The following is a 26888-nucleotide window of genomic DNA, read 5'->3' as shown; positions in this document are numbered from 1 at the left end:
CAGAGGCAAAAGGTCCGTCAGAGGCCATGAGCGTTGTCTGTTTTTGGCGTCTTGCCCCACTGCCCCGTGAAATAACGAACTCAAAACCACCATTGCGGGAGTGCTCCATGTTCAAGTCTTTCGTATCGCGCTGCGTGCGTCCGCTGACCCTGACTGCCGTCGCCGCCTGCATGGCCAGCGGCGCACAGGCCGGCACGCTGTCCATCGGACATACCACCTGGGTCGGCTACGGCACCCTGTATCTGGCCAAGGATCTGGGCTACTTCAAGGAGCAGGGCCTGACCGTCGAATTGCCGACCATCGAAGAAGCCTCGATGTACATGGCCGCACAAGCGTCGGGCAAGCTGTCCGGTTCGGCCTCGACCCTGGATGAAATCCTCAAGTACCGCCCACAGTTCTGCTTCAAAGCCGTGGCCGCGCTGGACGACAGCCATGGTGGCGACGGCGTGCTGGTGGGCAAGGACGTCAACAGCCTACAAGACCTCAAGGGCAAGGCCGTGGCCGTCAACGAAGGCTCGGTGTCGCAGTTCTGGCTCAACTACCTGCTGAAAAACGCCGGTATGAAAATGAGCGACCTGACCATCCAGAACATGACCGCAGACGACGCCGCCACCGCGTTCATCGCCGGTCGTGTGCCCGCCGCCGTGACGTGGGAGCCGCACCTGACCACCGTGCGCAACAAGCAGCAAGGTAAAGTGCTGGTGGACAGCAGCACCACGCCGGGCGTGATCGTCGACGTCGTGGCCCTGAGTTGCGACGTGATCGACAAGCAGGAGGCCGACGTCAAGGCGCTGGTCTCGGGGCTCTACAAAGCCGTGCAGTACACCAAGGACCACCCTAAAGAAGCCTACGCGATCATGGCCAAGGGCGTTGGCGGCTACCTCGCCGACCCGGCTGAACTGGAAGCGGCCGCCAAGGGCGTGCGTTTCTACGATCAGGCCATGAGCGAAAAACTGCTGGGCAGCAACGGCTCCACGGGTGACGCCGCCGCTGTGATCAAACTGGCCAACGAGACCGCCACCGAGCTGCAAGGCAAGCCGTACAACGTCACCTACAGCGACCTGGTCGACAACCGTTTCATCAGCCCGAAATAAGGCAGGAGCACGTCATGTCCAAGCGTAATTCGTGGCTCAACCGCTGCCTGACACCCAAGACCAGCCTGCCGGTGCAGGTGATCTGGAGCGCCAGCGGCCTGGCCTGGGCCTTGTTGATCGGCCTGTGGGCTTTCCTCTCCTACGGCGGCGTGGTGCCCGCGATGTTTCTGCCGACACCGGGCGCGGTGTTCGACGCCGCGATGCGCCTGGCCCATGACGGCACCCTTGGCCCGCATGTGTGGGCCAGTGTGGAAGTGGTGATGGTCGGCTTCATCGTCTCGTCGGTGGTCGCGGTGCCCATCGGCCTGATGATGGGCAGCTTCCGGCTGGTGCAGGCGTTCCTTGAACCGCTGGTGAATTTCATCCGCTACCTGCCCGTCACCTCGTTCGTGCCGCTGTTCATCCTGTGGATCGGCATCGGCCTGGAACAACGGGTTTCGATCATCATTTTTGGTGTGTTTTTCCAGCAACTGGTGATGATCGCTGACGTGTCCAAAGGCATCTCCAAAGACCTGATCAACGCCTCCTACACCCTGGGCTCCAGCCGCACCGACGCGGTGTTGCACGTCATCGCACCGGCTTCGCTGCCCGGCGTGCTCGACACTTTGCGCGTGACCATGGGCTGGGCCTGGACCTATCTGGTGGTGGCCGAACTGGTCGCTGCGTCCAGTGGACTGGGCTACCTGAGCCTCAAGGCCATGCGTGGTTTTCAGGTGGATGTGATTTTCTTGGCGATCGCGGTCATCGGCCTGTTGGGCCTGATCACCGATCAACTTTTCCGACTGCTTCGCTTGAAGGTGGCCGCATGGGCTCAGTAACTGCAACTTCCCCGATTCCGCTGCGCCCCACGGCCGTGACCGCTACCGCCGAGCCGCGTCTGCGAGTCGATAACGTCACCTTGCAATACAAGACGCCGTCGGGCGGTACGTTCACAGCGCTGGACAAAGTGTCGTTCGACGTACCCGATCAGCAGTTCGCAGTGCTGGTCGGTCCGTCCGGCTGTGGCAAATCGAGTTTGCTCTACCTCACCGCGGGTCTGGCCGAACCCACCTCGGGCGACATCTACGTCGGTGGCCAACAAGTGGATGGCCCCGGCGCCGACCGTGGCATGGTGTTTCAGGGCTACACCCTGTTCCCGTGGCTGACCGTGCGCAAGAACATCGAATTCGGCCTCAAGCGCCGTGGCATGCCTGCGGCTGAACGCAAGGAGATCGTCGATTTCTACCTGAACGAAGTCGGCCTGCTGCGATTCGCGGACAACTACGCCAAGCAACTGTCCGGCGGCATGATGCAACGGGTGGCGATTGCCCGGGCATTGGCGAACGATCCGCAGATCCTGCTGATGGACGAACCCTTCGGCGCGCTGGACAGCCAGACCCGTTTGCAGATGCAACAACTGCTGCTCAAGGTCTGGGAACACAGCAAGAAAACCGTGTTATTCGTGACCCACGACATCGACGAAGCGATCCTGCTGGGCGATCGCATCTTCGTCATGGGCGCCCGTCCGGGCCGGATCAAGGAAGTGCTCGACGTGCCCATAGGCCGCCCGCGCAACCTGGACATGGTCATGGACCCGGAATTCATTCGCATGAAGCGCAATATCTTCCATCAACTGCATGATGGGCCAGAGGAGCATTGATCGGGCATCCCGCGCAATACCTGTAGGAGAACGCCCGTCGTCTATACGACACACTGTCGCGCAGCAAACACGAGACCCTGTAGGAGCGAATTTATTCGCGATTGGCCAGTAAATCTGATGCATCTCTGTTGGATGTACCGACGCCTCGCGAATAAATTCGCTCCCACAGGGGTTGGTGGTGCTTGTTAAATCAGTGACTTACTTGATGTTTGATGAGCACCGCCGGAGTGGGGATCGTGGGCTGCTGCCCTTTACCCCGCCAGATCATCCCAATACGGCGGCGAGCCGATCGCCTCAATGAAGTAATTCCACACCGCGCGGGTCTTCTGTGAGCGCAGGCGATTCTCTGGCGAGAGCAGGTAAATCTGGCTCTGCACCTCCTCCACCGAACCACCCCATTCAGGCATCAGCCGCACCAGCTTGCCATTGGCAAAGTGGCTCTTGCTGAACAGCCAGGACGGGAAAAACACGATCCCTCTGCCCGCCAACGCTGCCTCCACCAACACTTGCGCGTTGTTGCTGCGCAGCGGACCGGTGACGTCAATGACCTCCTGAGCACCGGTTTCCGGGTGCCGAAAATGCCAGCGCTGCAGACCGCCCGAGCCTTTGTAGTTCAGGCAGCAATGCTGGCGCAGGTCTTCGGGTGTCTTCGGAATGCCGTACTTCTCCAGATAAGCAGGACTGGCGCAGAGCACATGGTGCTGATCACAAATCTTGCGTCCGATCAGACCGGAGTCTTCCATGTGGCCGACCCGAAAGGTGATGTCGGCCCCCTCCTGCACCGGATCGATGAACGCATCGGTGACGGTCAGCTCAACCGTCAACTCCGGGTAACGCTCATACAGCCCGTCGAGCAACTGAACGATGTGCAAATGGCCCAGCGCAACCGGTGCGTTGATCCGCACCTGGCCACGAATTTCCGCGCCTTTGCCCGTGACTTCTTCATCCGCCGCGTCCAGCAGTTCCAGCACCTCACGGATCTGTACGTAGTAACGCTCCCCTGCCTCCGTCAGTTTGACGGCACGCGTGTTGCGAAACAGCAATTGCTGGCCGACCTCCCGCTCAAGCGCCGCGATGAAGCGCGATACCGACGACGCAGGCACCTGAAAATGCCGGGCCGTCGCGGAGAAACTGCCGGTCACCGCGACCATGGCGAAGAACCGATGGGCCTTGAGATGCATGAATAACGCTCCGTTCGTATTGCGATAATCGCAATAGTCTTTTGCCAACGCGCCGCATTGTGGCTGTTTGGGCAAGCTTCTACCATCGATTCATCCTTTCACGCAGGCCGGGCTGACCGCAGTCGCCAGTGCCTCCCGTTTTCGAGACTGCATTCGATGATCAACCTGTTTGAACCCTACGACCTGAACGGCCTGACCCTGAACAACCGTTTCGTCATGGCACCGATGACCCGTTCCCGCGCGCCGGTCGACGTCGCCACCGAGCAGATCGCCCTGCATTACACCCAGCGCGGCACTGCCGGGTTGATTGTGTCCGAAGGCACACCCATTTCCCGCGAAGGTCAGGGTTACCTGTTTAACCCCGGCATTTTCACGCCCGAGCAAATCAAGGGCTGGAAGCTGGTGACCGACTCGGTGCACAGCGTCGGCGGCAAGATGTTCGCTCAGTTATGGCATGTGGGCCGCGTGTCCCATACCTCGATCCAGATTGACGGTCAGGCCCCTGTCAGTTCCACCGGCAAAGCCGCCCAGGGCGCCATCGCGTTCGGTTACGACGACAATGGCGAGCCAGGCTTCGTGCCGACCTCCACCCCACGTCCGCTGAGCACCGAGGAAGTGGGTCGTGTCGTTCAGGATTTCGCTCAAGCGGCTGCAAACGCGGTTGAAGCGGGCTTCGATGGCGTGGAAATCCACGGCGCCAACGGTTACCTGATCGAGCAGTTCCTCAATCCGCTGGTCAACGACCGCACTGATCGCTACTCGGCCCAGACGCTGGAAGGTCGCCTGCGCTTCGTCTTCGAAGTGGTCGACGCCGTGGTTGCGCGCATCGGCGCTGACAAAGTGGGCATCCGTATTTCCCCTTACGGCCAATTGTTCGACATGCCGATTTATCCAGAAATCGACGAAACCTATTCGGCGCTCTGCGCAGGCATGAACCAGCGCGGCATCGCCTATGTTCACGTCATGGATCAGACGCATTTCTTCCTCGCTGCCGAAGGCTCGGATGCGCAAGAGGCCGCCCTGCGCTCACTGCTCAAGCACTGCAAAACGGAACTGTCCGACACCACGCTGATTCTCGCAGGCGACATGACCCTGGAACGGGCGCAGGACCTGGTGGACGCAGGCCTGATCGACCTCGCCGGTTTCGGCCAGCCCTTCATCGCCAACCCCGACCTGGTCGCCCGCCTGAAAAACGGCTGGCCATTGACCACACCGGATCGCGACACCTACTACGGTGGCGATGGCAAAGGGTATGTGGATTACGCGCCGTATGAACCGGCGTAACCTCAAGGCGCCCAGCGGCTGAACACCAGGTCATGGTCCTTGACCCGTGACTGGTGGCAAGCCAGGCAGGTTTCGTGTTGTTTGACGTCCACCGGTTGACCGTTGACGAAGCGCCCGAAGCCCCAGCCACCGGAATCCTTGTACTTCACCGAATCCTTGACCATGACCTGCACCGTGGTGGCGGCGCCCGGCACTGCGGCGGATTCCAGTTCCGTGGACTGCACGTGCTTCCACGCCAGTTTGGTCAGCACAGTGCCATCGGGAAAGGGCAGCGTGCCTTCCTTGTAGGCCTTGATGGCAATGTCGTTGCCCACGACGGCGCGGATTTCGTTGAGCGGTGCGCCTTCCGTCGCAGGGGCGACCAGTTGCCACTGGCGATACCCTTCGGGCAACGTCACGCCGTAGATAGGCGAGGCCTTGCTCGCGCTGTCCGCTGAGGCCGCGCTGCTGTCTGGGGTCTTGGTGGCCTCGGCAAACACCAGCGGTGCAGCAATGGCCGAGGCGATGGCCGCCGCGAAAAGTCCGATACGTGCGCGCTTCATGGCGGCCTCCTTTCTCAGGTCCAGTGACGGGAGACGCCACCGTACCGGCCCGGTGTATCGCAAATGTATCGACGCCGCGCCCATTTGCATGGCCATGTATGCGATCAGGGTGCAGATACGTTGCGATACAAAAACGCGGGCAAAAGTCGTTATTCCCGGCTTAGAAACGCCCGGGGCGACTCCCCCATCACCCGCCGGAACATCGCGCTGAACGCGCTCGGGCTGGCGTAACCCAGTTCGCGGGCAACAGCACCCAACGCTTGCCCCTGCTCCAGCCGGTCCAGCGCGGTCGCCAGCCGCACCTGCTGCACCCAGTGGCGAAAGGTCAGCCCGGTTTCCTTGAGAAACAGACGAATCAGCGTGCGCGGACTGGCGCCTACCCTATCGGCCCAATACTCCACGGAGTGAGGCTGTTCCGGGTGATCGAGAATGCCGTTACAGACCATCAGCAGGCGTCGGTCGGTGGGCCAGGGAATCTGCAGCGGCAGGCTGCGAGCGGTTTCGATCTCATGCAGGATCAGCCCGACAATGTGGGTATTGCGCCCCTCCTGGGCGTATTCGATGGGTTGATCGGCCAGCGCCAGAATCAGCTCACGCAGCATTACCGACACTTCGACGACCTTGCAGCGCTGACCGAAACCCTGGGCCACTTCAGGTTCGATGTACAGCGAGCGCAAGTTGACCGGGCTGAGCATCAACTGGTCATGCACCATCCCTGGCGGAATCCATAGCGCGCGTCGGGGCGGAAGAAACCACAGGCCATCTTCGGTCATCGCCCGCATGGTGCCACTGGAGGCATACAGAATCTGCCCGTGACGATGGGCATGAGGCGCGTTGTACTCGCCGGTCTGCTGATCGCGCACCAGCACCGTCATGAGCCGTGGCACATTCAGATAGTCGGCATAGTCCTCGCTGCGGGAGGCGCGTGGCGGGATTGCACTGACGACACGGACGTCTCGTTTCATCGGTCAGGCTTCTGCTTGCGGGAGATGACGTCGCTCATCTCGCCCGCCTGCGCATTGACCGTCAAGCGGTTTTGTCACTTTCTCGACGAAATCTGGCATTTGCTCTTTTCTGACCGTCGATAGCATCGCTGGCATTCCACCCACTTTCATCGAGGGTTTGCCCATGATCAACGCCCGTATTGCACCCGGCAGCCAGCACAGCGTGGCAGCCATCCTTGGTCTGCTGGTGCTGTCCATCGCACTGAGACCGGCCATCGTGTCCATCGGCCCGATCCTGCTGCTGATTCAGCAACACTTCCAATTGAGCTACACCCAGGCTGCGCTGCTGACCTCAATCCCCGACCTGTGCATGAGCCTGTTTGCATTGATGGCGCCCAATCTGGCCCGCCGTTTTGGCGCCGACCGCTGCGTGATCGCGGCGCTGGCCTTGCTGGGTGTTGCCACGCTATTGCGGGCTGTTGCGCCGAGCCCTCTGTTGTTGCTCGGTGCAACGTTCTTTGCCAGCGTCGGCATTGCCATTGCCGGTGCGCTGATTGGCGGTTGGATCAAGGCGCATTTCCCGCACCGCGCGGCGCTGTTCATGGGTGTGTACGCTGCCGGACTCAGCCTTGGCGCGACAGTGGCTGCGGTGTTCACCGCACCGCTCACCGAGCTGGCGCAGAACTGGCGATTCGGAGCGGGCATCTGGAGCCTGTTGTGCCTGACGGCAATCATCAGTTGGGTGTGGCTGGCCAGACGCTTCGCCAGCTCCGCCCCCGCCTCGGCGATCAGGCCCGGTAACGCGCAGACCGTGCGCCTGCCATGGGCCAACCCGCAGGCCTGGCTGGTGGCAATCAATTTCGGCGCCAGTCAGTTCGTGGTGTACGGGCTGTTCGCCTGGCTCGCGCCTTCGGCGGCCGAAACAGGGGTTACGACCTTGGCACCCGGCGTCGTGCTCGGCCTGTTCACGGCGGTGTTTGCCATCGCCAGCGTCGGTGCGGGAATGCTCCCCGGCAAAGCCCACGACCGGCGGGTGATGATCGGTGCGTCCACAGCCTTGGCAACACTGGGCATCGCCGGGATCGCGTTCGCACCGAACTGGGCGCCAGTGCTGTACGTGGTCCTCGCTGCCGTCGGTTTGGGCATGGGATTCACCGTCGGCATGACCCTGCCACTGGACAACGCCACCACCCCTGCACAGGCTGGGGCCTGGACTGTGTTCATGCTGTTCATCGGCTACCTGATCGCGGCGGCAGGCCCGTTGTGCTTCGGTGCTTTGCGTGACGTCACCGGCAGTTACGCCGCAGCCTACGACATGCTCTTTGCGGTGTTGCTGTTCACGCTGTGCGTGACCCCGCTGCTCAAACCTGCGCGCGAGGATCTTCCGCAAGGCGCCATCGCCTGACCGGGTAACTCAGACCTGCTGACGCGCCTGAACCCATCGGCGGTACTGCCTGGCGCGCAGTACCGTCGACATCTGTTGCGCGATCAACGCCCTGATCGGCGAAACAGCAGGCTTGGGCGTTTGTCCCTTGCTCAGCCTGCGCAATTGAAACTTGACCACCGCCATATTGGCCACCGAGGCCAGCGCCTTGTTTTTCCAGGTGATGGGCGGCAATTCGGGGATGACGTTTCGCGCCTGCTGCCATTGCCGAGGCAGGTCCGGTTCGATGGCCAATGCCGTGCCGATACCCACCATGTCCACGCCATGGGCGACGACCGTTTCGGCGACTTCAAGACGCCGGATGCCCCCGGTGACCATCACCGGCATCCTCGCCACAGCGCGAATGTCGCGGGCGAATTCGAGGAAGTACGCTTCCCGCGCCAGCGTCCGCCCATCCCGCGCCACACCCTGCATGGCCGGAGCTTCATAGCTGCCGCCGGACATTTCCACCAGGTCCACCGGCAATGTATTGAGCATTTCGACCACCTGCCGGGCATCGTCGGCCGAGAACCCGCCGCGCTGAAAATCCGCCGAATTGAGCTTGACTGCCACCACGAACCGGGGCGAGACCTCCGCTCGCACAGCCTTGATCACTTCCAGCAGAAGACGGGCGCGATTCTCCAGCGAACCACCCCATTGATCGTCACGCTGGTTGGTCAGCGGCGAGAGAAACTGACTGATGAGGTAGCCATGGGCCGCGTGAATCTGCACACCGGTAAACCCCGCTTGCTCGGCCAGTTGCGCGGCGCGGGCAAAACGCTGGATCACCTCTTCAATACGCGACTCGGTCATTGCCAGCGGCGGATTGAAGTGCCGAGACATCTTGCCCAGATCCATCGCCACCGCCGAGGGCGCCCAGGTCGATTGCCCAAGACTGGCGGGCATCTGGCGACCGGGATGATTGAGTTGCAGCCAGAATTGCGCGTGCTTCGCGCGCCCCACCTGTGCCCAGCGTTTGAAGCGGTCCAGATGCCGGTCGTCTTCCAGCACGACGCCCCCCGGCCCCGTCATGGCGCGGCCGTCGATCATCACGTTGCCGGAAATCAGCAACCCCGCCTCGCCCTCGGCCCACGCCTGATACAGACGGATCAGCGCCTCGGACGGCGCCTGATCAACGTCCGCCATGTTCTCTTCCATCGCCGCCTTGGCGATGCGGTTCTTGATCACCGAACCGCCCGGAAGCTGCAACCTGTCGAAAATTCCCATCTCGTCACCTCGATTGACCGAGGCTCAACCCTAAGATTAAAGTCAGCTTTAAGGTCAACCCCCTCCCTCCGAAATAATCGATCAGGTGCTGCGATGAGAATTGGTGAACTGGCCAAACGTACGGGCCTTGCGGCCTCGCGTATTCGCTTTTACGAATCTGCCGGGCTGATCAACGCCGTCAAACGCACGGCCAATGGTTATCGCGAGTACGCGCCGGACGCCGAGTTGTTGCTGACGATCATTGTCCGCGCGCAGAAGGCCGGTTTCTCGCTGGAAGAAATTCAACACCTGCTGCCTGCCAATCTGGACGACTGGGCGTACGATCATTTGCTCGACGCGCTCAAGCGCAAGGTCAGTGAGATCGAAGCCCTGCAACAGCGTCTGGAGCAGAACAAGGTGCAACTGCTGGCGACCATCGCCGGGATCGAGGGCAAACCGGAAGGCGTGGGGTGTGCGGACAACGCGCGGCGGATGCTCAATGGCATGACAGTTTCGTAGGAACAGATTCTCCGGCGCCTACAGGACCGCGTTCTGCCTGGCCATGTGCAGCCGGTGCAAAGTGATTTTGCGCACTTCGTTTTTACTGATTTCGATGTGGTTTTTCAGCAAGTGCTGCGCGTGTTCGGTACGACGCTGGAGAATGGCGTCGAGGATCTGGCCGTGCTCGGCGTAGGTGGCCTCGATGCGCGGCGCCTGGGTGAAGTCCAGGCGCCGGATGATGCGGATTTTTTCGGTGATCTCGTAATGCATGCGCGCCATTTCGGCATTGCCTGCTGCCTCCAACAACGCGCAATGAAAACGCTCATCCAGCGCCGAGACCCTCGCCGCATCCTGCTCACGCGCGACCTCAGGCACCTGCCAGGTGTTTCGCAGCTCGACGATGGCCGGGTTGGCGGTCAGATCCAGTGATGCCAGCCGTGCCACCGCAGCGTTTTCCAGCACGATGCGCACATCGTAGAGTTCTTCGAAGTAATTGAAATCAAAAGCCCTCACCTGCCAGCCGCTGCGAAAATACACTTCCAGATACCCTTCCCGCTCCAGGCGGTAAAGGGCCTGACGTACCGGGGTGCGACTGGCCTCGACACGCTCGGCCACTTCGTTCTCGCTGAAGCGGTCACCCGGCAGCAAGCGGAATTCGAAGATATCGCCCTTGAGCTGCTGATAGATGCGCTCGACCATGTTGTCCGGGCGATCCTTAGTCTTTTTCGGCTGAGCGATTTGCATGATTGATCTCACGTGTTGGATACGGTGGCGCCTGTTCAAACGCCACCGCCGGCAAGCCGTGCTGCTACAGAATCGGCGCGTATCGAACGCCTCCAGATAAACGCAATTCTTGTGGGAGATTTTATGTTGTCTGCCGACCTCATTCGCCACCAAGGCGGCTTCTACAAAATCACGTCGCGCGGTTGACACTGAAACTGTGGGAGCCGGCTTGCTGGCGAAAGCGATGGCGCCGTTAAAGAGGCATTGGCCGACAAGCCGCATTCGCCAGCAAGCCCGCTTCCACAGAAAAGCCCCATCAGCCCTTTTTCAGGCTGGCGATGTAGGCGCGCCAACCACCGAAGGCCGTGATGTCCAGCGCACCGGCCAGCGCCCACGGTTCGCAGATGAAACCTTTGACGCTGCGTCCGTCGATCAGTTTGAGGTTGCCGATGCCCAGCGGCGTCGGGATCTCGGCAACGAACTCACCGAAGCGCGCCACGGGAATGTCCCACAACTCGACGATGATCGACTGGCCACCTTCGGCCTTGGCCAGACCCGGTTTGGGCGGCACTGTACCGGGTAGTGCGTAGAGGCGGTAGCCGCCTTCGGTCAGGGTCTGCTCGACGAACACTGCATCGCGGGTGGTCAGTTGGAAATTCAGCGGCATGCCGGTCAGGTGCGCGCCCACCACGGCCACTCGCACACAGCCCTTGGCAGGTGTCGCCACCGGCTTGGCCTCTGGCAACGGGCGCCCGGTGGCACCCAACGTCAGGCCCAGATGCGCCTGCCACTGTTTGCCGAAACGCGCCAGCGCCGTGTCATGCCAGGCCGGAGCGATCAGGGTGATGCCCGCAGGCAGGCCATCGGCGCGCCAGCCGGCGGGCAATGCCAACGCCGACAGGTCAGCAAGGTTGGTGAAGTTGGTGTAGTAACCGAACTGCGAGTTATAGAGCACTGGCTCTTCCGCCATCTCGGCAAGGGAGCGAATCGTTGCGGAGGTCGGCACCACCAACGCATCGAATCCGACCAACGCGTCGTTGATCTTGCGGCTCAGCGTTGCGCGCAAATACTCGGCCTTGTAGGCATCGCAGGCGCTGTAGCCCAAGCCGTTTTCGACGATGCCGCGCACCACCGGATTGATTGCGTCCGGGTTCAACTCGAACATCGATTCCATCGCCACCGTGCGTTCGGCGACCCACGAGCCGTAATACAGTTGATCCGCCAGCGCCTTGAACGGCGAAAAGTCGATGCGCGTGATCTCGGCGCCCAACTTGCTCAGGGTCAACAGCGCCTGTTCGTAGACCGCCTGATTCTGCGCATCGCCGAAGAACTCCAGTGTGTCGGGCACCGCGAGTTTGACTGCCTGAGCGAAACCGACCGGTGCGGTCTGCGGGTTGGCACGTGAGTAAGCATCGCTGGCATCAAAGCCTTCAGCGATACCGGCCACCTGTTCAGCGTCTTCAACGGTCAGGGCGAAAATCGAGATGCAATCCACCGTGCGACAGGCTGGAACCAGCCCGGTGTTCGACAGACGGCCCTTGGTCGGTTTCAGCCCGACGATGTTGTTGAAACCCGCAGGCACACGACCAGATCCTGCCGTGTCGGTGCCCAGCGAGAACGCCACCAGCCCACGGGCGACCACGGAAGCGGAACCGGAACTCGATCCGCCACTAACGTAATCAGGATTGATGCTGTTCGGCACCGCGCCGTAAGGCGAGCGTGTACCGACCAGACCGGTGGCGAACTGATCGAGGTTGGTCTTGCCCATCAGGATCGCCCCAGCGGCGCGCAATCGGGCCAGTACCGACGCATCGGCGCTGGCGGTGTAGCCGAACTCTGGACAGGCGGCCGTGGTCTGCCAGCCCGCTGCGTCAATGTTGTCCTTGATCGCGAATGGCACGCCGTACAGCGGCAACTGGCTGATGTCCCCTTTCACTGCGTCGAGGCGCTGGCTCAGGTCGGCCAATTGGGTATCGAGCTGGCTGTGGCTGACAAGTGTGATCCAGGCCGTGTCCTGCTCAGGGTAGGCGTCGCGCAATTGCAGCAGTGCGGCCGGGGTCAGTTCACCGGTTTGATAGGCGGCGATCCATTGATTGACGGTCCAGCCGAACAGCGGGTTTGGGAGGCTTTGCATGGTAGGTATTCCATCTTGTATCCAAGTTTGAATACTGGGAAAGCAAAAGCTGGGCCATGGGATCAGAAGGCCTGTTTTCGGGGCTCTGTGCAGCGACTCAAGTCTTTGCAGCCCTGAAAAATGCGCACTATTGAGGCAGCGTTGAGTGATTTTGGTGCCAGGGAGCGCGCACTGCCTCTGCCGAAGGCGTCGGAGCGTGTCTTGCCCAGAATCAAAAACTACTTCAAGAGTCCCTCCACCACCTCCGGCGTCACATAATGCGGCCCATCGAACAGGTACAGCGAATACCCCCGATACGCCGCCAGTTGCGGCCTCAACTCGTCGACGGTGGCTGGACGAAACCCGCCGCCCACCTGTGGCCGAAACGCCTCGACGATGATCTTCACCCGCTGCGCACCGAGCCTTTCGCGCAAGGCATCGGCATAGGTACGGGCCACAGGCGCAGTGCGGGCATAAACACCCACGCCATCCTGAAAAAACACGCCGATGTCGTCCGGCAGCCAGCTTTTCAGCCAGTCTGCCGTGGCCTCGGGGCCAATGTTGGCGCCGTCGTAGACGCTGATCCACAGCGGCCTGGGCAAGCGCGCCAACAATGTGGGCAGTTCTTTGGCGCGGGTCCAACTGGGGTCGACTTCCGCCGGAAAATACCAGCCGGTCACATTCAACGGCGTCTTCACCTGTGCCATGCGCTCGGACAGCGTGGCCAGTTCTTCGATGTTGTCCCGCGAGCGATTTTCACTGAAGAAACCCGCCAGCCCGACGATCGTATCCTGCGCCCACGGCTCCTTGGCGATGCGCGCCCAATCCGGTAGCACCGGCACTTCCGGCAGCCCGGATCCGGCGACGAACGACTGCCCGTCCACCGCCGTCCATTGCACTAACAGCTCCCGAACACCAAGCTTCTGCCACTCGCCCTGAATACCCACCGTGGCATTGTCCGGCTGCCAGACCACGCCGACGATGTCCGGACGCAGCCCCTGCCCCAGTTCGTACAGCGCATCGACCGCCACCCCCACCGCGCCGATCAACAGCGCCGCCAGCGACGTTCTCAGCAGTCGTGACATCTCACTCGCCTCACCAGGAATACGTCATGCGCGCGAACACGCCCTGCGCGCTGTCATCACCAAAAATCTTCTCGCGGTATTGCACCGAGAAGTCGATGTATGACTGTGGCGCCTTGTGCTTCGTTTCACGAAACCAGTAACGCACGCCAATCCCCACACCCGCCCCGCCCGCGTTATCGGATGAGGTGCGCGTGCGACCGTTGGTATCGACTTCACTGTGCATCTTCGAGTCGTAATCCGCCGCCAGCACGGCGTGCGGGAAGATGACCAGACGCGGGCTGATGCGGTCCAGACGGATGCTGCGGCCCAGTTGCCATTCGCTGTTGAAGTAGTTGCGCTTGTCGCGCAGGTAGCGCCCGCCTTCGGCGTAGAACTGTGACGTCCACCAGCTCGGCACGTCGACACGCAGGTCGGTGCCAACGCTCGATCCATAGCCCAGACGCACCAGCCAGTCGCCGCTGACATTGCTGCCTGCCAGCGGGAACGTGCGCTCGAACGCGGCCATCACGTTGTACTCAGTGAACGGCTTGACGCGAATACCCACCGCTCCTTGCAAGGCATCCAGCCCTTTGTCGTTGCCGCTTTCCTTGTTCCACAGCGTGTCGGTGACGCGCCCGTAGAGTTCGACGAATCGGGCATCGCGATAGCCTTCAGGGCGCCAGAAGATTTCCGTGCTGTTTTGCAGGCTGTCGTTGCTGCTGCTCGGCGCACCACTCAAACCGTTATTGGTGCTCGCGCCGCGATACGTCGTGGTGTTGGTCACACCCCAGACCCGTGACAGGTCGGATACCGCACGTCGGGTGTCGAACACCTGTTGATCGGGCATCTGCAAATCGCCGGTTTTTTGGTAGTCCAGCACACGCTTGAAATAAGCAATGGCCTGCCCGTCGTTCGGAGCACGCATGGCCGTGTAGGCCGCATCTTGAGTCTCTTTGGGGGTCAACCCCTTGGAACGATCGACGCGCTGGAATTCGTCCAGCGCGCCCCGATCATCCCCTGCCTGCATCAAAAAGTAGGCGATCTGCACTTCATCACCGGGCTTCAACTGGCCCTTGGCGCGAGCCTGCTGCATGCACGCCAGCGCCTCTTTGGGTTGCCCCAACGCAGCGTAAAGCGAAGCCTGATCACGCAGCGGCAAGGTGCCAACCGCCAATGCCTGGCTGAAATCCTGTTGCGCGCCGTTCTTGTCGCCCAGGCGCATGCGCATCTGCCCACGTTGGGCCAACAGCGGCGCATCGTTGCCGTTCAAGGCCAGCGCTTCGGTGGCCGCCGACCGGGCCGCGGCGTATTGCTCTTGAGCGATCAACGCGCTGACCAACAAACGGCGATAAGCGATCTGATTCGGAAAGCGACGCACCACATCACGGGCATAACTGACCGCCGCGTCGCTGTCGCCACGGGCAAGCGACGCATAGCCTGCTGCGGCGATGTTAACCGCTCGTTGTTCGTTGATCGCCTCGCGGCGTCGCGTCAGTTGCGGCGACTCACCGAGCACCGCCACCGCTTCGTTGATTGCTGCCTCGGCCTCATCCAGACGCTGCTGACGTTGCAGCGCCTCGATCAGCATCATCCGGTAATCAGGATTCTTTGGAGACTCGACGATGGCGCGACGGGCATAGTCGACGGCGTGGTCGTAATCGCCATTGGCGTAGGCACGCAGCGAACGGTCACCGTTCTGAAAGCCCTTCTTGTTGCCAGGATAGCGCTCGGGATGATCGCGGCGGTCCTTGTCGCGCTCGGCCAACTGGATCAACTTGCGCAGGCGATCGACGTCACTGCGTTGGCGCAAGGCTTCCTGAGCCTTGGCAATCGCCAGGTCGTAGTTCTTGTCGTTGTAGGCGGCGTACGCCTCGTTGGCGATTTCGAACGCCGGGCCGGTCAGTGCCAGCGGCAGGATTTGCGGCGCTGCGGTCGAGGTGGTATCGGCGTAACACAGCGCAGGCAGGACGCTCAGGCCCAGAAAAATCGGAAGTCTCATGAGGGCTGCTCCGAGGATGCGTCCGGTGAGGAATGGCGGTAATCACGATGCTGACGAGCCACGGCCTGCTCGATGGCCTCGCGTGACAGCACGCCAAGGTCCACCAGGTAGTCGCCGATACGGCCGTGCATGTGCGGGCGATAGCCAAGCATCGCCTTTTCGAAAGTGACGCGGTCGAGCAAGCCCTGATCGATCAGCAACTCGCCCAGCAGCGGCGTAGCGGCTGGCAGGGGCTGACCGGCGACGACATCCAGACGCCGCAGTTGCTCGATGATCTCGCTCTCTCGGGCGATCAACTGCACAGGTTCCACGCCCATCTGCTCGGTGAGTTGCTGCAAACCCTCTTCGGACAGCGGGCTGGCCACAGCAATTTCCGGGCGCCCTTCGATGTCCAGCGCCAGCGGCACCACACGCCAGCGCAGGCAGAATTCATCGGCCAACGAGGATTGCGGCTGCACTTTGGCGGCGATGTCGAAGACCCGCGGCAGGTCATTCTGAAACGCGATGGCTTCGGCCAGGGTCTCGTCATCGAGCCAGCCGCGGCTGAGCAAAATGCGCCCCAACGGCATCTGCCGGGTCTGCTGTTCATCCAGCGCGCTTTGCAGTTTTTCGTCGTTGATCGCCTGCCACGACAGCAGCACGCCGCCCAGTTTGCGCGGCGCCCGGGCGACCAGATCGGTGGACGGGAAGTCGTGCATGGTCTTGTCCCAGACCAGCTTGCGGTTGAGCAGCTTGCCCACCAGAAACAGGCGCCAGGCCCGGGCGGCGGCCATGAAGTTGACGAAGTTGCCCACCACCATGCGCGGCATCGACAACAGGCCGTGCTGCCAGCCGTAAATGATCGTGGTGAAGTAACAACGATGAGCCATGCGCCACAGCAGCGCGACGCCGTTGGCCGCCAGCAGAAAACCCACCCAGCCGTTGGTGTCGAATGGGGTCGGGAAACTGGTGTTCCACAGGCCGCTGGCCCGCAGCACGATCAGCGCCAGCAACTGGGCGAGGATCACGTAGGCGATGATGCTGACGAACGAGGTGACCACGCCCTTGCGGTCGCGAAACAGCAAGTAACGGTTGGCGAGCGACCCACTCCAGCCCATCTGCTCCCAGCCTTGCAGGCCGATGCCGAGGGTCCAGCGCGCCTTTTGCCGAAACGCCGTACGGAAGGTGTCGGGAAAGAACTCACGCACGCACAACGGCATTTCCAGCGTCGACTCGTACGGCTCGCGGAACCACGACTTGCGCAGCACACGGTACTGCACAGGGAAGCGCACAAAGATCGCACTCATGCCATAACGGGCCAGGCGTGCGCCGACATCGTAGTCTTCGGTCAGGCTGTCGGTGTTGAACGGCTGGTTGTGGGTTTCGTCGGCCAGCACCTGCAACGCGCGGCGCGAGAAGCAGGTGCCGACACCCGCCGACGGCACGCTGTCGCTCAGACTCTCGCGTACCACCAGGTCCTTGCCGTGCCATTCGGCGAACTCGTCCATGTAAGTCCCGGCAACCCACTCGTACCAGTTGCGCTCCAGCGACACTACCGGCAACTGGATCATGTCCTTGCGCGGCAGCAGGTAGTTGAACAAGCGCATTTCCAGCGGGTGGAGCACGTCTTCACTGTCGTGCAGCACCACCCCGGCGAAGGTCACGCCGTGGGTTTTCTCGTAGAGAAAAATCGCCTGAATCACCCAGTTCAGGCAGTCAGCCTTGCAGGTCGGCCCGGCGTGGGGCACTTCGACGCGATGCAACTGTTTGTAGCGCCGACGCATGCGCTCCACTTCGTCGATGGTGCGCTGATCATTGACGTAGGTGCCGACGAACACCACGTAGTTCTGGTAGTCCAGCGTCGACACCATGTTCTCGATCATCGGCGCGATGACGTCGTATTCCAGCCACGCCGGCACCATGATCGCCAGCGGCTGTTCGTCACGGGCCATCAACTGCTCGGCAGTCAGCGGGCGATAGCGTCGCTCGGCGGTGAACTTGCGATAAATGCGCCGCGCCCAGTACCACAGGTCGATGAACAGATCATCCAGGCTGGAGACCAGGATGATGGTCGCGACCACAATGGTCGCGACCTCCAGCGCGCTGTAGTAATGGGCCAGCCAGTACGGCCAATAAAGCGAGGTCATCGCGGCTCCCGTTACTGGCGCTTGCGACGGGCACGACGGCCAGCCAGCAGCAGGACGATGAAACCGATCACGGCGGCCGGAATCAGCCACAGCGCCGACGGTTTGCGCCACGCGTCGAAGCCTTTCGGTTCGTCATCGTCGATCATCTGGCTGCCGGTCGGGTCCTTGGCATCGAAGGTGGTCAGCGGGCCGTTGTCGCCCAGCACCGTGACGTTGCCGCGTTCCAGCAACACCGGCCGCTCGAAGTTAGGCCCCTGCCCGCCCAAGATGCGATAGACCATGCCGTGCTGGCTGCCAGACTCGACCACTTGCAGCGCCGCCAGATGATTCAGCGATTTTAGGTCCAGCAGGGTTTGCTCTTTGTGGTGAATCAGCAGATGGCCCTGGGCGTCCACTTGCAGGGATTCGTCGCTGCCCTTGACTGGCACTTCAAACGCGAGGAACGCCTTGTCTGGCGAAATGGCGGACTGCGCGTCAGTGGTTACGTTGAGGTCAGCACGCAACGGCGACACACCGCTGGCGCTGGCGATGCGGATGACGTGCGGCAGGCTGCTCGCCGGACGATCAAGATAGCCCTGCGGCACCACCACTTGCGTGCCCGCTGCATAACGCGCGGCCATGCCGGAGAAGTCGCCGTCCAGACCGATCTTGTCCAGCGTCACGTGGCTGCTGGGCAGAATCGAGACCGGGAACGCTTGCGGGGTTTCACGGCACAGATCGCTCACCGGCTGACGCTGGAACGACACACGCACGGTGTTCTGCGCCGCCAGCGCGTAGCGTGGAATACGCGCTTCGATGCGCTGTTTCTGGCCGTCGGCGGTCAGTTGCGCAGCGCCGATCAGGTAGTCGTTGAGGAACAGGCTGGCCACCGGCGGCGTGCCCGAGGCACCCGGGGCTGCCGAGACATCCACCGCCGCACTCACCGGCACGCGCCCGTCATAGGCGACAGTGCCCAGCGGAAAGCTTGCGCTCCAGTCGGCTTTGGCCAGCACATCGACACTGCCCGGTTTGCCGCCCAGGCGCGTCAACGCCACGCGGCCATCGTCGCTCAACGGCATGTTGGCTTCTTCACCGACGGTCAACTGGCGGGTGCGGGCCAGCTTGTTCCACGCCGTGCTGAACAGGCCAATCGCCTTGGTGGCTGCGCCCTGATTGATCATCAGTAGCGGGTGCGCACCCAGCATCGCCAAGCGTACGTTGTCGCTGCCCGAAGCGTTCAGCGCGCCATTGACATGACGTTCGCGCCATTGATTGAACGCGCCGTTTGCGCCCGCATCCAGGCTTTGAATCTGTCGTTGCAGTGCGTCCAGTGACTCGTTGACCGCCTTGAGCAGCGCCGGATCACTGACCGCCAGATCGGCGTTGAACGCCGGGGTCTGCCCCAGCATCAGCAGCGCACCGATCTGCGCCGGATCATCCAGGGTGTGCAGGCCCTTGCCATCGAGGGCAGCGAAGGCCGGAATCTGTTTCAGCTCGGCGGGGATGCTCACACCGCTCAAGTCAATGCTGTCCTTGACCGACGGAAACGGCACGATACGCGCCTGTTTGCCGATGCGTTCAAGGGCCACGCCCAGACGCCACGCGGCGTCATAGCTGGCGCTGGACAGTGAACCGGGTGCCACCAGAATCCCCGGTTTGCCCGGCAGCGCATTCCATGCTGCGCCGAGGTCATGCAACTGACTGGCGTCGAAGCTGTAACTCAGCCGGGTGTCCGGTGCGATACGCAGGACGTTGCCGATGGCGCGTTCGTCTTCGCACTGAATCCGCGAAATGATCGACGACCAGGCAATGCCCAGTCGTACCGAACCGGTTTCACGGGCCGACTTGTCGACTCCCAACGTCACACTGGCATCGCCCTCCCCTGCATTCAGACCCATCGCCCGCACCGGGTAACCGTCCAGCGACAGCAGCAGCGTATTGCGACCCTCTTCGCCGTTGAGGTAGCTCGCGTCGAACTGCAGCGTGGCGTCAGTCAGCGGCACGTCGGCGGGCACCGGCAGGTACAACTCGCGGCGGGCATCGGAGGCATTGAGGATGATCGGGCGGTCAATACCCAAATCCTTCAGCTCGACGACCCGTTGTTGCCGGGTGTCCGCGCTGAGGCGGCTGATGGCCTGACTCAGTGGACTCAGCCCGGTCGGCACCGCCGCTGTCGAGGTGGCAGCGAACGCAGGTGCAAAGGCTAACAGGCTCATGCCGCAGACAAGGGCATGCAGCGCCCCCGTAGACACAGTGACGGAAGATTTCATTCAGGCAGATCTCGGTCAAGGCAAACAAGGCGTGGGAGACCGGCGAACGGAAGCTTCGGCTGGCATGACCAACCGGCTCATTCGCGGATGAATCCGCTCCCACGTGGATTTTTCAGCGGGCGCTGCCGCCAGGACGGCAGGCCGGGGTAAGATGTCGTCGCTAATGCAGACTGGACACCGAACGCATAGACGGCGCCGGGCGTTGCGCCTCGGTCGGTTCCGGTCGCAGCACGGGCGTTTCCACCACGAACTCGTCCACAGGCCGCCCCATCAGGGCGTCGACAATGCGCGCGCACGCCTTGCCATCGCCATAGGGGTTGGCCGAGCGCGAGGCCATGCGCCACAACTGTTCGTCGTCGAACAGCGCGCAGACGCCGCGCACGATGGTGTCAGGATCGGTGCCTACCAAACGCACGGTGCCAGCGGCCACGGCTTCAGGGCGCTCAGTCACGTCACGCATGACCAGCACCGGCTTGCCCAGGGACGGCGCTTCTTCCTGCACGCCGCCGGAGTCGGTCAGCACCACGTGGGCCAACTGCATCAGACGCACGAACGACAGGTAGTCCAGCGGCTTGATCAGGTGGACGTTGGGCAGCCCGCCCAAACGCTCGGTCACCGGCCCCAATACGTTGGGGTTCAGGTGCACCGGGTAGACGATCTGAATGTCATCGCGGCTGGACAGCGTGCGCAGCGCCAGGCAGATGTCCAGAAAACCCTCGCCGAAGTTTTCCCGACGATGGCCGGTGACCAGTAACAGCTTGCGTTGCGGGTCGAGAAAGCTGAACTGACGGTCCAGTGCCACGCGCAACTGACGATTCTTGTCGATGCGCTCGGCGGTCATTTTCAACGCATCGATCACCGTGTTGCCGGTCACGAACGAAGTGCCTTGCAGGCGTTCGCCCAGCACATTTCGACGGGACTCGGCGGTCGGCGTGAACAGGTGATCGGCAATGAGATCGATGCTGCGGCGGTTCATCTCTTCCGGCCACGGCTGGTGAATGTCTCCGGTGCGCAGACCCGCTTCAACGTGCGCCACCGGAATGCGCCGATGAAACGCTGACATGGCCGCGACCATCGCCGAGGTGGTGTCGCCGTGTACCAGCACTTTGTCGGGTTGCACCTCGTCGAGCACCGGATCGATCGCGGCGTAGAGGGCCGCCGTCAGGGTGTTCAGCGTTTGGCCGGGGGTCATCACGTCGAGTGTGTAATCGGCTTTGAGCTCGAACATGTCCAGCACCTGCTGCAGCATGCTTTGGTGCTGACCGGTAATGCAGATCTTTGAATCGATGCCCTGTTCGGCTTCCAGCGCCTTGACCAGGGGGGCCATCTTGATGGCTTCAGGGCGTGTGCCGAAGATCGACAGTACCTTGAGTTGGGGATGAGCTCGAGCCATTCATATTCCTCCCGCGCATCTGCATGCGCCGCACGGCAGCGTACTTCGACCGCAGGGGCGGAAGTCGCTCGAAAGTTGTAGTAATGAACGGACGGAGACGATCGGAGAAACGATTCGATGTTCACTTCACTGTGAAAACGCAGCAATCCTTAGTGCCCGAAACAGGGAAGATTATTAGCAGATAAAAAACGCTTTGCAAAAGATTTTATAACGATTTTAACAACTTGAAATTTTCCTAAACTTTCACAAAGCTGGCGAGTCAATGAAGGGTTTCACCTTGACACAACGGCCCTGCGCCGGTGCTTTCAGGAACACTCAAAGTGTGCGTTCACCCCCACCCTCATGTAAAACATTGAACTTTCCAGCCGCTTTTACTGTCAGGCCACGCGTCACGCAATGGACATGTCGGTTAAACATAACAGTAGCAGCCTTTAGGACAAGACGGATCCAAAGTTGGATGACCGGCGGAAATACTTCACTTTTCTGGCGTCACTTTTGTGACCCTCTTATTGTATACATGCCAGACGAATGTACGGTGCCAAACGCACTGGCATGTCGACAACACACCGCATAATCAAACGAGGTATTTATTGAACCAGGCGATCGTGCGGTCCCACGCCAGCTTCGCCGCGGCTTCGTCATAGCGCGGCGTCGAGTCATTATGAAACCCGTGGTTGGCCCCCTTGTAGATGTGCGCTTCGTAGGTTTTGCCTGCCGCTTTCAGCGCGGCCTCGTAGGCGGGCCAACCGTCAGTGATGGGTTTGTCGAGTTCGGCGTAATGCAACAGCAACGGTGCCTTGATGCGTGCTACGTCCTCGGCTTTTGGCTGCCTGCCGTAGAAAGGAACGGCAGCCGCCAGTTCCGGATAGGCGACCGCAGCAGCGTTGGCCACGCCCCCGCCATAGCAGAACCCGGTGATGCCGACCTTGCCCGTCGATGCGTGATGCGCCATCAACCATTCGATTGCGGCGAAGAAATCGTTCATCAGCTTCTCCGGATCGACCTTCTGCTGTAATTCACGCCCCTTGTCGTCATTGCCCGGATAACCGCCCAACGAAGACAGGCCATCCGGCGCCAGCGCGACGAACCCGGCTTTGGCCACGCGCCGCGCCACGTCTTCGATGTAGGGGTTCAAACCACGGTTCTCGTGCACCACCAATACCGCGGGCACCTTGGCCGAGGCTTTGGCGGGACGCACCAGATACCCCCGAACCTGACCGTTGCCTTTGGGCGAGGGGTAGGTGATGTATTCGGCGACGATATCGGGGTCGGTGAACTCGACCTGCTCGGCCAGCGCGTAATTGGGGCTCAGGGACGCCAGGATCGCGGTGGCGGTCAACCCGCCCAGGGCGAACACGGCAGCACGGTCGAGGAATTCCCGACGGTTGATTTTGCCGTGCACGTAGAAGTCGTACAGTTCGAGCAATTCCGGGGCGAAATCCTTTGCGGTGAGACGGGTCATCAGGGCACTTCCTCATTGATGGTCGGCTGGCCACCGCCCGCACGGGACGGCGAGAACCAATCATTAAAGCAGTGTTTTGTGTCTCTGACTGCGCTGGACAATTAATGACAAGACCACTCGGTCATAATTCTGCCGGTATTTTTCTCAACTAACGCAAGGTGCTGACAATAGCTCGCTCCGTGTGCCTGCACACAACCGCTACATCGTTACTTCAGCGCCGCCTCAATAAAACCGCTTAAACAAACGCACTGTTTTCTTCACACTCCGTGACGGGCGACGAATGCTCAGCCTTCTATCTACATTCCATAGATTTCGTATCAGCAATTAATCTGCCAAACTCAAACACCATGAACTCACGACAAAAAACACTCTTTTAAAAACAGCTGGTTAAGGCTTAACCGCGGCCATTTCATACTGCAACGCGTCCCCCAAATGCGGGGAAAATCTCACCCAATACATCGTGCTTCGCGCACACTTTCCCCACTTTTAAACCGTTAATCACTTTACGAAAAAATAATTCAAAATGTATCTTCCATTTTTTAATGGCCGCGCTACATTCACCTCCAGCGGCACTTCGTCCGTAAAGACAACGGTGCACGACTGACACATTTATTTCTGTTCCGTCTGCGTTTAATTCACGCAGAACGCTGTTCTTTTGCGCCTGAGTTTTACCCATAACAACAACCGCTCATTGATAGAGTGTCGATATCATGAATGACCTGATCAGCTTTCGGTCCCTGCGTCTGACAACGGCCCTGACGGGCAGTCTGATCGGCGCACTCATGAGCCTCGCCCACGCCGCCACCCCTGTGGAAGTGGTCGATCCCGCACCGGATATCCCGACCCTGCAATCCATGCGCGGACTGACTCCACCCGATCCGTCCGGCACCGAAGGCGGGCGCAAGGTGGACCTGATGGGCGACTTCGTCCTCAATCGCGACGCCGCCATTCGCCTCGGCAAAGCGATGTTCTGGGATCAGGACTTCGGCAGCGACGGCTTCACCGCCTGCGCGTCGTGCCACTATCACGCGGGGGTCGATCACCGCAGCGTCAACCAGCTCAATCCGGGCCAGGCGCACATCAACCTCAACGTGGCATCGCTGTTCAACAAGCCGTTCATTGCGCCGAACATTCCAGGCGACGTGCCCTCCTACGGCACCCTGTCCGGCGGCAAGGGCGGCCCCAACTACGCGCTGAAAAAAACCGACTTCCCCACCCACGTTTTGGCCGATCCGCTGGACCGCAACTCGGCGATCCTCTATTCGACCGACGATGTGGTGGGTTCTCAGGGCGTGTTCGAAGCCAACTACGTACGCCCGCGTCAGCCCCGGTTCGACCGCTGCACCCAGCAGACTGACGCGCTGTTCGCGGTCAATAAAGTCAGCGTCCGACGCAGCACCGGGCGCAACGCACCGACGGTGATCAACGCGGCGTTCAACGTGCGCAATTTCTGGGATGGCCGGGCCAATAACGTGTTCAACGGCTTCTCGCCCTTTGGCAACCGCGATCCGGACGCGGCGATTTTCGTCACCACCGAGCGCAGCGCCGGTGTGGCGAGCAAGGTTCGCCTGGCGCTCAATGACGCCTCCGCTGCGTCGCAGGCCGTCGGCCCTCCTGGCAGCCCGGTGGAAATGTCGTGCGGCGGACGTACTTTCGCCGACATCGGTCGTCGCATGCTGGACTCGCTGGTCCTCAGTCATCAGCGCATCGCGACCAACGATTCGGTGCTGTCGTCGATTGCCGTGCGGCGTCCGTCCTATCGCGACATGATCAAGGCTGCATTCCATCCCCGGCTGTGGAACGCCACACAGCCGGTGTCACTGGGCGGGGTGGACTACGCCCAGATCGAGGCCAACTTTCCGCTGTTCTTCGGCCTGGCGATTCAGCTCTACGAATCGACGCTGGTGTCCGATCAGACGCCGCTGGACGCCTACCTGCAAGGCAACACCCAGGCGATGGACGCTCAGGCCGTGGAAGGCATGAACCTGTTCACCGGCAAAGGCAAATGCGTGGCCTGCCATGCCGGACCTGAACTGACCAACGCGGCGACACGCCTGCGTCTGGAGCCTCGGGAACGTATCGAACGCATGGTCATGGCGGATGGCCTGATCACCCTGTACGACAACGGTTTCTACAACACGGGCGTGCGCCCCACCGAAGAAGACCTGGCGTTGGGTGGCAGCGACGCCTGGGGCAATCCGCTGTCGTTCACCCGTCAGTACAACACGCTGTTGCAGGGCTTGAGCGTGCCCGATCCGTTCGAGGTCGATGTGTGTAAATTCGAGGCGCCGTTGAGTCCTGCCGTGCCATGCGATGCCACGCTCAAACCCAACGTCGGGTTTCGCGACTCGGTGGACGGCGCCTTCAAAACACCGACGCTGCGCAACATTGCGCTCACTGGCCCGTATTTCCACAACGGCAGTCGCTCGACGCTCAAACAGGTGGTGGAATTCTACAATCGTGGGGGTGATCGTCGGGGTCAGGACGCCAGCAACACCAGCGGCTTCGATCATCCGAGTGTCAATCAGCACAACGCGTCGAATCTGGACCCGGACATGACGGCGCTGAACCTCACGCCGGGTGAAATCGATGCGTTGGTGCGTTTCATGGAAGTGGGCCTGACCGACCCTCGCGTGGCGTGGGAACAGGCACCGTTCGATCATCCGTCGTTGACCATTGCTCAAGGCGAGGTGGGTGACGGCAATTCGGTGGTGGTGCGGCCGGTCGATGCCAACTCCAGCACGCCACGGGCCAAGGATCAGGAGGTGATGCTCAACGCTGTCGGCGCCACTGGCCGCCGCCCCAGCGACGGGCCGTTGATGCCGTTTGTGAATGACTTGCAGTGACCGGCAGAGCGGTGCCGTTGATCTTTTTACGCCACAGCCCAGACACCGCGTTTGAAGATCAAGATCAACGGCAACGGCCTGGCGGCGCAGATGAGGGTGGCCCCGGCTTCGTGAATGCATTCGCGTCCACTCGATGCAAAAAGGGCCAGGATTTCTCCTGGCCCTTTTAGTCAGCCACAGCGCTGCTCTGACGATCAGATCTGAGCCTGACCACCGTCGACGAACAATTCGATGCCGTTGACGAAACTGGCATCTTCAGAGGCCAGGAACACTGCCGCATTGGCGATTTCCACCGGCTCACCGACACGACCCATCGGGATTTGCGAGGCCAGGTAATCGAGCAGACCTTGTTGCTGAGCCGCATCAGGGCCGGCCAGGTCCACCAGGCCCGGGGTTTTGGTCGCGCCAGGGCTGAGGGTGTTGATGCGCACGTTGCGGTCTTTCAGGTCCAGAATCCAGCTGCGAGCGAAGGCCCGGACGGCGGCCTTCGAGGCCGAGTACACGCTGAACGCCGGGGTGCCGGAGCTGGCGGCAGTAGAACCGGTCAGGATCACCGAAGCATTCCTGGCCAGCAGTGGCAGCGCCTTTTGAACGGTGAACAGCACGCCTTTCACATTGCGATCGAAAGTGTCGTCGTAGTGGGATTCGGTGATGTCGCCCAGCGGCAGCATCGAACCGCCCCCGGCGTTGGCGAAGAGCACGTCAAGACGGCCTTTTTCGCTGCCGATTTTCTCGTACAGCGCATCCAGTTGTTCCAGTTGGGTCGAGTCGACCTGAACACCCGTGGCGTTGCCGACGGCGGCGACGGCGGCGTCGAGTTCTGCCTGACGGCGGCCGGTGATGTAAACGTGAGCGCCTTCTTCAGCGAAACGTTTGGCGGTGGCCAGGCCGATGCCAGTGGTGCCGCCAGTGACCAGTGCGATTTTGCCTGCCAGTTTGCCTTCGTTTGTGCGAGTCATGATGTATCTCCTGAACCTTGATTGGGTAAGTTGTTGCGGTGTGGGAGAACTGTATCGAGGACTCGAAAATTTCAAAATAGAATCATCAGAAAGCTATCGTTTCAAAATTGAAATGAAGCGAGTCGCGATCAGCGCGACAG

General features: G+C 61.3%; 21 protein-coding genes. 7 read left to right on the top strand and 14 right to left on the bottom strand.

Annotated features, from left to right (window positions below; translation table 11 throughout):
• Window positions 1-107: 107 nt before the first annotated feature.
• The 3 genes from ACI5GA_RS25385 to ACI5GA_RS25375 are packed head-to-tail and all read left to right on the top strand — an operon-like array spanning window position 108 to window position 2733.
• Window positions 108-1094, top strand: a complete 987-nt coding sequence (locus ACI5GA_RS25385; RefSeq protein ID WP_404633262.1) for an ABC transporter substrate-binding protein — start codon at window positions 108-110, stop codon at window positions 1092-1094.
• A 14-nt stretch (window positions 1095-1108) separates the two neighbouring features.
• Window positions 1109-1912, top strand: a complete 804-nt coding sequence (locus ACI5GA_RS25380; protein WP_404633260.1) for an ABC transporter permease — start codon at window positions 1109-1111, stop codon at window positions 1910-1912.
• Window positions 1900-2733 (top strand): ABC transporter ATP-binding protein, encoded by an 834-nt coding sequence (locus ACI5GA_RS25375; RefSeq protein ID WP_421424756.1) that lies wholly within the window; start codon window positions 1900-1902, stop codon window positions 2731-2733. The genes ACI5GA_RS25380 and ACI5GA_RS25375 overlap by 13 nt, the downstream gene beginning before the upstream one ends.
• Window positions 2734-2984: 251 nt before the next feature.
• Here ACI5GA_RS25375 and ACI5GA_RS25370 read toward each other — a convergent pair whose 3' ends face one another.
• Complete coding sequence (locus ACI5GA_RS25370; protein WP_421424755.1) at window positions 2985-3914, bottom strand: LysR family transcriptional regulator; 930 nt, start codon at window positions 3912-3914, stop codon at window positions 2985-2987.
• A gap of 156 nt (window positions 3915-4070) precedes the next feature.
• On the opposite strand from ACI5GA_RS25370, the gene ACI5GA_RS25365 reads away from it, so the two are divergent.
• A complete protein-coding gene (locus ACI5GA_RS25365; RefSeq protein ID WP_421424754.1) occupies window positions 4071-5198 on the top strand; it encodes an alkene reductase in 1128 nt (375 codons plus the stop codon).
• 2 nt (window positions 5199-5200) lie between these two features.
• Here the strand turns inward: ACI5GA_RS25365 and ACI5GA_RS25360 are convergent, their stop codons facing one another.
• The gene (locus ACI5GA_RS25360; RefSeq protein ID WP_421424753.1) at window positions 5201-5740 is read right to left on the bottom strand and encodes a cytochrome P460 family protein; all 540 of its coding nucleotides are present in this window, start codon (window positions 5738-5740) and stop codon (window positions 5201-5203) included.
• Between the two features lie 149 nt (window positions 5741-5889).
• Window positions 5890-6705: a helix-turn-helix domain-containing protein gene (locus ACI5GA_RS25355; RefSeq protein WP_421424752.1), complete on the bottom strand. Its 816-nt coding sequence runs from the start codon at window positions 6703-6705 to the stop codon at window positions 5890-5892.
• 163 nt (window positions 6706-6868) lie between these two features.
• On the opposite strand from ACI5GA_RS25355, the gene ACI5GA_RS25350 reads away from it, so the two are divergent.
• Window positions 6869-8089, top strand: coding sequence for a CynX/NimT family MFS transporter (locus ACI5GA_RS25350; RefSeq protein WP_421424751.1), 1221 nt, complete (start codon window positions 6869-6871; stop codon window positions 8087-8089).
• Window positions 8090-8098: 9 nt separating this feature from the next.
• On the opposite strand, the gene ACI5GA_RS25345 is transcribed toward ACI5GA_RS25350, so the two are convergent.
• On the bottom strand, window positions 8099-9334 hold the full coding sequence (locus tag ACI5GA_RS25345) for an NADH:flavin oxidoreductase/NADH oxidase family protein (protein ID WP_421424750.1): 1236 nt from the start codon (window positions 9332-9334) through the stop codon (window positions 8099-8101).
• A gap of 93 nt (window positions 9335-9427) precedes the next feature.
• Between ACI5GA_RS25345 and ACI5GA_RS25340 the strand changes: the two genes are divergently transcribed.
• On the top strand, window positions 9428-9832 hold the full coding sequence (locus ACI5GA_RS25340) for a MerR family transcriptional regulator (RefSeq protein WP_404633240.1): 405 nt from the start codon (window positions 9428-9430) through the stop codon (window positions 9830-9832).
• A gap of 18 nt (window positions 9833-9850) precedes the next feature.
• On the opposite strand, the gene ACI5GA_RS25335 is transcribed toward ACI5GA_RS25340, so the two are convergent.
• The 9 genes from ACI5GA_RS25335 to ACI5GA_RS25295 all read right to left on the bottom strand — a co-directional run bounded on the left by ACI5GA_RS25335 (window position 9851) and on the right by ACI5GA_RS25295 (window position 23619).
• On the bottom strand, window positions 9851-10558 hold the full coding sequence (locus tag ACI5GA_RS25335; protein WP_404633238.1) for a GntR family transcriptional regulator: 708 nt from the start codon (window positions 10556-10558) through the stop codon (window positions 9851-9853).
• 295 nt (window positions 10559-10853) lie between these two features.
• Window positions 10854-12671, bottom strand: coding sequence for an allophanate hydrolase (gene atzF / locus ACI5GA_RS25330; RefSeq protein WP_421424747.1), 1818 nt, complete (start codon window positions 12669-12671; stop codon window positions 10854-10856).
• A gap of 218 nt (window positions 12672-12889) precedes the next feature.
• Entirely contained in the window at window positions 12890-13735 is an 846-nt protein-coding gene (locus ACI5GA_RS25325; RefSeq protein ID WP_421424746.1) for a hypothetical protein, read from the bottom strand.
• Between the two features lie 10 nt (window positions 13736-13745).
• The gene (locus ACI5GA_RS25320; protein ID WP_421424745.1) at window positions 13746-15713 is read right to left on the bottom strand and encodes an NfrA family protein; all 1968 of its coding nucleotides are present in this window, start codon (window positions 15711-15713) and stop codon (window positions 13746-13748) included.
• Entirely contained in the window at window positions 15710-17839 is a 2130-nt protein-coding gene (locus ACI5GA_RS25315; RefSeq protein ID WP_421424744.1) for a glycosyl transferase family protein, read from the bottom strand. The genes ACI5GA_RS25320 and ACI5GA_RS25315 overlap by 4 nt, the downstream gene beginning before the upstream one ends.
• An 11-nt stretch (window positions 17840-17850) precedes the next feature.
• Window positions 17851-20088, bottom strand: a complete 2238-nt coding sequence (locus ACI5GA_RS25310; RefSeq protein ID WP_421424743.1) for a cellulose biosynthesis cyclic di-GMP-binding regulatory protein BcsB — start codon at window positions 20086-20088, stop codon at window positions 17851-17853.
• A 160-nt stretch (window positions 20089-20248) separates the two neighbouring features.
• Window positions 20249-21481, bottom strand: coding sequence for a non-hydrolyzing UDP-N-acetylglucosamine 2-epimerase (gene wecB, locus ACI5GA_RS25305; protein WP_421424742.1), 1233 nt, complete (start codon window positions 21479-21481; stop codon window positions 20249-20251).
• Between the two features lie 574 nt (window positions 21482-22055).
• Entirely contained in the window at window positions 22056-22943 is an 888-nt protein-coding gene (yghX, locus tag ACI5GA_RS25300) for a YghX family hydrolase (protein WP_404633224.1), read from the bottom strand.
• A 409-nt stretch (window positions 22944-23352) separates the two neighbouring features.
• On the bottom strand, window positions 23353-23619 hold the full coding sequence (locus ACI5GA_RS25295; protein WP_421424740.1) for a hypothetical protein: 267 nt from the start codon (window positions 23617-23619) through the stop codon (window positions 23353-23355).
• Window positions 23620-23725: 106 nt separating this feature from the next.
• On the opposite strand from ACI5GA_RS25295, the gene ACI5GA_RS25290 reads away from it, so the two are divergent.
• Window positions 23726-25789, top strand: a complete 2064-nt coding sequence (locus ACI5GA_RS25290; protein WP_421425540.1) for a cytochrome-c peroxidase — start codon at window positions 23726-23728, stop codon at window positions 25787-25789.
• Window positions 25790-25983: 194 nt separating this feature from the next.
• Here the strand turns inward: ACI5GA_RS25290 and ACI5GA_RS25285 are convergent, their stop codons facing one another.
• Window positions 25984-26748: an SDR family NAD(P)-dependent oxidoreductase gene (locus ACI5GA_RS25285; protein WP_404633222.1), complete on the bottom strand. Its 765-nt coding sequence runs from the start codon at window positions 26746-26748 to the stop codon at window positions 25984-25986.
• Window positions 26749-26888 lie beyond the last annotated feature (140 nt).

It is taken from the genome of Pseudomonas sp. Pseu.R1, from assembly GCF_045764065.1.
GTDB lineage: Bacteria > Pseudomonadota > Gammaproteobacteria > Pseudomonadales > Pseudomonadaceae > Aquipseudomonas.
Note: the sequence above shows the minus strand (reverse complement) of the source record. Positions and strands in the feature narration are given on the sequence as shown.